This is a genomic window from Faecalibacter rhinopitheci (assembly GCF_015234135.1).
Classification (GTDB): domain Bacteria; phylum Bacteroidota; class Bacteroidia; order Flavobacteriales; family Weeksellaceae; genus Empedobacter; species Empedobacter rhinopitheci.
On the sequence record NZ_JADGIK010000004.1, the window covers coordinates 299,636 to 306,342 of the forward strand.

Genomic DNA, 6,707 nt, shown 5'->3' on the forward strand with positions numbered 1-6,707 from the left:
CTCATCTTTAAAGATGAGGTTTTATTTTAAAATATCGCTTCGGCTACTTTTTTTGTATTAGCAGAATTACTCATAGTATAGAAATGTAATCCTGGTACGCCAAATTCAAGCAATTCTTTACATTGGTTAATACACCATTCAAGTCCAATTTCTTTAATCTGTTCCTTATCTTTTGCTTTTAATACTTCTATTGCTAAATCTTCGGGTAAATCAATATAGAAATTCTGAGGAATTTTAGTTAATTGATTAAAAGTAGTTAAAGGTTTAATTCCAGGAATAATCGGAATATTTATACCCATTTCACGGCATTTATTGACAAAATCAAAGTATTTATGATTATCAAAAAACATTTGTGTAACAATATATTCAGCACCAAGGTCTACTTTTTTCTTTAGATAATACATGTCCATTGCTAAGTTGGGTGATTCAAAATGCTTTTCAGGATATCCTGAGATTCCGATACAAAAATCCATTGGATACGTTTCTTGTATGTCATCATCCAAATATTTACCATGATTTAAATTCACAACTTGTTCTATTAAATCAGAGGCAAATGCATTACCACCTTTTTCAGGAATAAAATTTTTCTCAGTTTTAATAGGATCTCCTCTTAAAACTAATACATTATCAATGCCTAAGAAATTTAAATCGATTAGAGCATCTTCTGTATCTTCTTTCGTAAATCCTCCACATATTAAGTGTGGAATTGCATCAATTTTATAATGATTCTGTATTGCTGCACAAATCGCAACGGTTCCTGGTCGCTTTCTTACTTGGTAACGCTTTAATAAACCATTGTCTTTCTGCTTATAAATGAACTCTTGGCGATGATATGTTACATCGATAAAAGCAGGATTTAATTCGGCTAAAGGATCTAAAGTTTTGAATGTGCAATTCACATCTTGCCCTTTTAATGGAGGCAATATTTCCACTGAAAACAACGGTTTTCCATTGGCACGTTCAATATGTTCAGTAACTTTCATTCTATATCGTTTTTCGAAAATCGATTCTTGTTTTGTGTATAATTTTTGTTACTTTTTACTTGTAACTCTAAACTTAAAAACTATCAACTCAATTAAGCTAAATTTGGATTCAACCAACGTTTAGCTTCTTCAATAGAGATTTCTTTGCGTTGAGCGAAATCTTCTACTTGATCCATTTTTATTTTTCCAACTCCAAAATATTTTGCTTTTGGATTTCCAAAGAAATATCCTGAAACTGATGAAACAGGATACATCGCTAGGGAGCTGGTTAAATTAATTCCTGCGTTATTCACTACATCTAAAATTCTGAAAATTGTTTCTTTTTCTAAATGATCTGGACAAGCTGGATAACCAGGAGCAGGACGAATTCCTTTGTATTTTTCCGCAATTAATTCTGAATTTTCTAAATCTTCGTCCGCTGCATAACCCCAATATTTTGTTCTAACTTCTTTATGTAAGAATTCAGCATAAGCTTCTGCTAAACGATCTGATATCGCTTTTACCATAATGGAATTATAATCATCTAAATTGTCTTGATATGATTTCGCAAAGTCTTCAATTTCAGTTCCTGCAGTTACCGCAAATGCACCAATGTAATCTTCAATTCCAGTATCTTTTGGTGCTATAAAATCAGCAATTGATAAATTTGGAGAGCCCTTAGATTTTTTTGATTGTTGACGTAAAGTATGGAACGCATCTATTTTGTTACCTTCCTCATCAAATAATTCAATTGTATCATCATTGATTGTATTGGCTTTAAATAATCCAAAAACACCTTTTGGTTGGGCTATATTTTCTTTCTCAATTTTATTTAACATCTCTAATGCATCGCTGTATAATTCTTTTGTATTTTGTCCTACAATATCATCTTCTAAAATGGCAGGAAATTTTCCATGTAAATCCCACGTTTGAAAGAAAGGTGTCCAATCAATGTAATCTTTTAGTTCTGTAACAGTAGCAGAATGTATAAAAACCCCTAGTTTATTCGGTTTAAATGGTTCAAATTCTAACTTTAATTTATTTGCTCTTGCTTCTGCAATTGTTAAATAATCTTTTGCAACAGCTCGATTTAAATATCCCTCTCGGATTTTTGTATAATCGATAGTTATATCTTCAAATAATTGCGCTTGTTGCTGACCAATTAATTTTTGGCAAATTGTGACAGAACGGGATGCATCCAAAACGTGAATTGCTTTCTCATATTCTGGAGCGACTTTTACAGCTGTATGTGCTTTAGATGTTGTAGCTCCACCAATCATTAGTGGAATATCTAATTTAAGACGCTTCATCTCTTTTGCAACATAAACCATTTCATCTAAAGATGGGGTTATCAATCCACTAAGGCCAATTACATCAACCTTTTGTTTAATAGCTTCATCAAGAATTTTATCCGCTGAAACCATTACTCCTAAATCAATAATTTCAAACCCATTACAGCTTAAAACTACAGAAACAATATTTTTCCCTATATCATGAACATCACCTTTTACAGTAGCTATTAAAATTTTGGTAGGTTCTTTTTCACTTTTATTACGTAATTTTTCTTCTTCTAAGTATGGAGTAAGATATGCTACAGCTTTTTTCATTACACGAGCTGATTTTACAACTTGAGGTAAAAACATTTTTCCGCTACCGAATAAATCACCTACAACATTCATTCCGTCCATCAAAGGTCCTTCAATTACGCGTAATGGAGAACCGATTTGTGTCAATGCTTCGGCTGTATCTTCATCAATAAATTCCGTTATACCTTTTACTAAAGCTATCTCAATACGCTTTTCTAAAGGTAATTCGCGCCAAGTTTCATCTTTTTTCTTTTCCTTCTTAAGCCCTTTTAACCCTTCAGCAAATTCAATTAAACGTTCTGTTGCATCATCGCGTCGATCCAATAATACATCTTCTACGAGTTCTAACAATTGAGGTTCGATATCATCATAAATTTCTATCATTTCAGGATTCACAATTCCCATATCCATACCGTGCTTTATTGCGTGATATAGGAAAGCTGAATGCATAGCCTCACGAACAGTATTATTCCCACGAAACGAAAATGAAACATTAGAAACTCCACCCGAAACTAAAGCATGCGGAAGATTTTCCTTGATCCATTTTGTGGCTTCAAAGAAATCAATTGCATTGCGACGATGTTCGTCCATTCCGGTTGCAACAGGAAAAATATTAACGTCAAAAATGATATCTTTTGGATTGAATTTGACTTTATTCACCAAAATATCATAAGATCGTTTTACGATTTCGATGCGTCTATTAAAATTATCGGCTTGACCTTTTTCATCAAAAGCCATAATTACAGCAGCAGCACCGTAACGTTTGATTTTCTTCGCATGTTCAATAAATAAATCTTCACCTTCTTTTAAAGAGATAGAATTTACAATTGCTTTTCCTTGCACATTTTTTAAACCAGCTTCTATAATTTCCCATTTCGAAGAATCAATCATAATAGGTACTTTAGAAATGTCAGGCTCTGAAGCGATTAATCGTAAAAATTTTGTCATAGCAGCTACACCGTCAATCATCCCTTCATCCATATTAATATCAATGATTTGAGCGCCTCCATCAACTTGATCGCGTGCAACTTGTAATGCTTCTTCAAATTTTTCTTCTTTGATTAAGCGTAAGAATTTTTTAGAACCTGTTACATTGGTACGCTCACCGACATTTACAAAATTTGAATTGTCGCGAACAATTAATGGTTCTAATCCTGAAAGTTGAATTTTTATGCCTGACATTGTTCTGCTATTTTTCTAGGTTCGTAATCTTTTGCTATTTCGGCCATCATTTGGATATGTTCTGGAGTTGTTCCGCAGCATCCGCCAATGATATTAACCAATTTTTTCTCTAAGAATGGACGAATATGTTCACGCATCATTTCAGCTGTTTCATCATATCCTCCAAAAGCATTTGGTAAACCAGCATTAGGATATGCACTGACATAGAATGGTGCTTTATCGGCTAAAACTTCTAAATAGGGAATTAAATCCGTTGCCCCTAAAGCACAATTTAAACCAACAGAAAGTAAATCGATATGTTCTAAAGAAATTAAAAACGCTTCAGTGGTTTGACCTGATAAAGTACGTCCAGATTTGTCTGTAATTGTGCCCGAAGCCATTAATGGTATATTGATTCCGGTAGATTCTATTGCATCTTGAATGCCATAAAATGCTGCTTTTGCATTTAATGTATCAAAAATTGTTTCAACTAAAAGAGCATCTACACCAGCTTCTATCATTGTTTTAGCTTGTCGATAATAAACATTTGCTAAAGTATCAAAATCAATATCTCGATAACTAGGGTCATTAACTTGAGGAGAAATAGAGGCTGTTTTATTTGTAGGACCTAAAGATCCTAGAACAAAACGAGGTTTATTTGGTGTAGAATATTCAGTACAAGCTTCTTTTGCTAAACGAACCGCTTCACGATTTAATTCGTCGACCAAATCAACCATATCATAATCTTGCATCGATATGATGTTTGCATTAAACGTGTTGGTTTCAATTAAATCTGCTCCGGCAGCTAAATATTCTCGGTGAATATCTTTGATGATTTTGGGTTGAGTTAGTACTAATAAATCATTATTCCCTTTTAATGAAGTATGGAAATCTTTAAATCGTTCACCTCTATAATCTTCTTCTTGTAAGTTGTGCTTTTGGATCATCGTTCCCATTGCACCGTCTAAAATAGCTATTCGCTCTTTTAATATATCTTTTAATGTCATTGTATAATTTGATTATACTTATGAGCGAAAGTAGAAGTGGTTTCCAGTTTCCTTATTTTTCTCTTTTGTAGAGTAGGATGTAGCACCCAGCTAAATTTGGGTTGCTAAGATATCAACGGGCCTAGTCCCTCCATCTTTCGTCATAAGGTTATTATATGTATGCTGCAAGTCTACTAAAAAAAGCCGTTTAAACTTGTCTTAAAAGTTTGTTTAATTCCTACATTAGTATAGTGTATGAAATGAACAATTTCTGCTGTAATTTGATTTTATACTCGCAAGCGCAACAAATCTAATAAATTTCCTTTGAAAATACGTGTTTATGATGAAGCTAATTATCATAGATACATTGCTTTAAAGCAATATTAAGATGAAGAAAATTTGGTCAGAAATCTATTTATTAGACAAAGAGAAGTCGAACTAGATGCTTAACTTGATTATATCAATAAGAACAATCTTGATTTAGAAAAATCTTTGGATATAATAAAAAATGTAATTCCATCATTAATTAGCACTCAGGAGCATATTTTACTACTAGAACAAGAGTTGAAAATGCTAAAATCAAAGGAATATTCAGTTTTATTTAATTAATATTTAGCTCAATTTATCGAGGTTAAGCTTGAACGTGACAAAAAGTGAGAACATTTCTGCCTTTACCAAGATTTTCTCATTTTGCCGATGATTCTTATTTAAATGAAATTGATTATAAGTTTCTAGAGAAATTCTATACTTATAATAAGAAAAATTGGAAATGGTTTCGCATACTTTAATATTTTAAAGCAAGTGTATTTTGATGCAATTCAAAAAGGTGTGATTACTTCATATACTATAAACCCATTCGCAAATCATAATTTTGTGAATTATGATCAAAAGCAAGATTTCGCTTTATCTATAGAAGAGTTTAAAAAGTTATATGACAATAGAAATTTTGAAAGAAGTCATATAAGAGCAGATAATTTTCAAATTTAAAGAGCAATCCATTTATACATCTTCTTATTATTAATTGGTGGTCACAATTTTGTTAAACTATCGCATCTAAAATGGTCTAAAATAAAGAATAATCGAACTCAATTTTATAGACAAAAACTAAAATCAAAAGGAGGTGGGCAATTTATTGATAATTTAATACTTGAACTTGGTCTTAGAATACCGGAGAGTTATTGAACTCCAAATTCAAAATATTTATTTGACTTCATCCCAGATATTAATACTAATGAAGTAGGTTATGATCTATGATCAAGCGTTTTAAAAATTTAATTACTTCATTAGAATTATATTACGTGAACTTGAAATAAGTAAGTCTATACGTTCTAATTCATCCAGACATACATTTAATACTATCGCTCATAATTTGCTAATCAATCAACATATTATTGAAAGTATACAAGGTCATAAAAGTAGAGATATGACTTTTAATTACTTTGGTAAGCGTAATCATAAAATTCAAGATGCAGAACATTTAAAGATTATTGATGAGGTGTTTAAATTGAAAAAGCAGGATTAATATCCTGCTTTTTTGTTTAATAAAATTTTGTGAACCGACATTTTATTAGATATTAATAAATTCTTATAATATACTGTTGTTAAATATACGCTTGAAAGCTTATTTATTAAGTTTTTTTGTATATTTGAAATATAGGGTAAGGTTAATTGTTTGTACATTTTATTTTGTATAATCGCTAACAACCGACCCGTTATCGGCAATATGATCGCGGGTTCAGAAAACTAATGCAACACTATAAATTATTAATTTAGTGTTGTTATGAGCCAAAATTATACAAGATTATCCCAACAAGAACGATTTAAAATTGAGAAATATTTAGATCAAAAACTTTCCATTTCATCCATTGCTGTTTTATTAAATCGCAACAAAAGTACTATCTCAAGAGAAGTAAATAAGTTCAAAAAAAGGTGTTATGATGCTTTTATTTCACATCAAATTGCCTTTGAAATTTCGATGAATAAAAACTATGGAAGAAGCAAAATTTTACGCC

The 6,707-nt window shown here is 31.4% G+C and carries 4 protein-coding genes and 1 riboswitch; of the genes, 1 reads left to right on the forward strand and 3 read right to left on the reverse strand.

Features of this window, described 5'->3' with window-relative positions:
• Positions 1-26 precede the first annotated feature (26 nt).
• From metF to IM532_RS07905, 3 genes are all read right to left on the reverse strand, one after another.
• Positions 27-983, reverse strand: coding sequence for a methylenetetrahydrofolate reductase [NAD(P)H] (gene metF / locus IM532_RS07895; protein WP_194182908.1), 957 nt, complete (start codon positions 981-983; stop codon positions 27-29).
• A 92-nt stretch (positions 984-1,075) separates the two neighbouring features.
• Complete coding sequence (gene metH, locus IM532_RS07900; RefSeq protein WP_194182909.1) at positions 1,076-3,730, reverse strand: methionine synthase; 2,655 nt, start codon at positions 3,728-3,730, stop codon at positions 1,076-1,078.
• Positions 3,718-4,716 (reverse strand): homocysteine S-methyltransferase family protein, encoded by a 999-nt coding sequence (locus IM532_RS07905; protein WP_194182910.1) that lies wholly within the window; start codon positions 4,714-4,716, stop codon positions 3,718-3,720. Before IM532_RS07905 ends, metH begins: the two co-directional genes overlap by 13 nt.
• A gap of 49 nt (positions 4,717-4,765) precedes the next feature.
• Positions 4,766-4,865, reverse strand: a riboswitch (SAM riboswitch).
• A gap of 1,610 nt (positions 4,866-6,475) precedes the next feature.
• Between IM532_RS07905 and IM532_RS07910 the strand changes: the two genes are divergently transcribed.
• The coding region (locus IM532_RS07910; protein ID WP_194182911.1) for a helix-turn-helix domain-containing protein at positions 6,476-6,707 on the forward strand (232 nt) is incomplete at its 3' end.

Bases quoted from the DNA above. Each gene is read 5' to 3' on its own strand.
- metF (WP_194182908.1), bottom strand. From the start codon at position 983: ATGAAAGTTACTGAACATATTGAACGTGCCAATGGAAAACCGTTGTTT.
- metH (WP_194182909.1), bottom strand. From the start codon at position 3,730: ATGTCAGGCATAAAAATTCAACTTTCAGGATTAGAACCATTAATTGTT.
- IM532_RS07905 (WP_194182910.1), bottom strand. From the start codon at position 4,716: ATGACATTAAAAGATATATTAAAAGAGCGAATAGCTATTTTAGACGGT.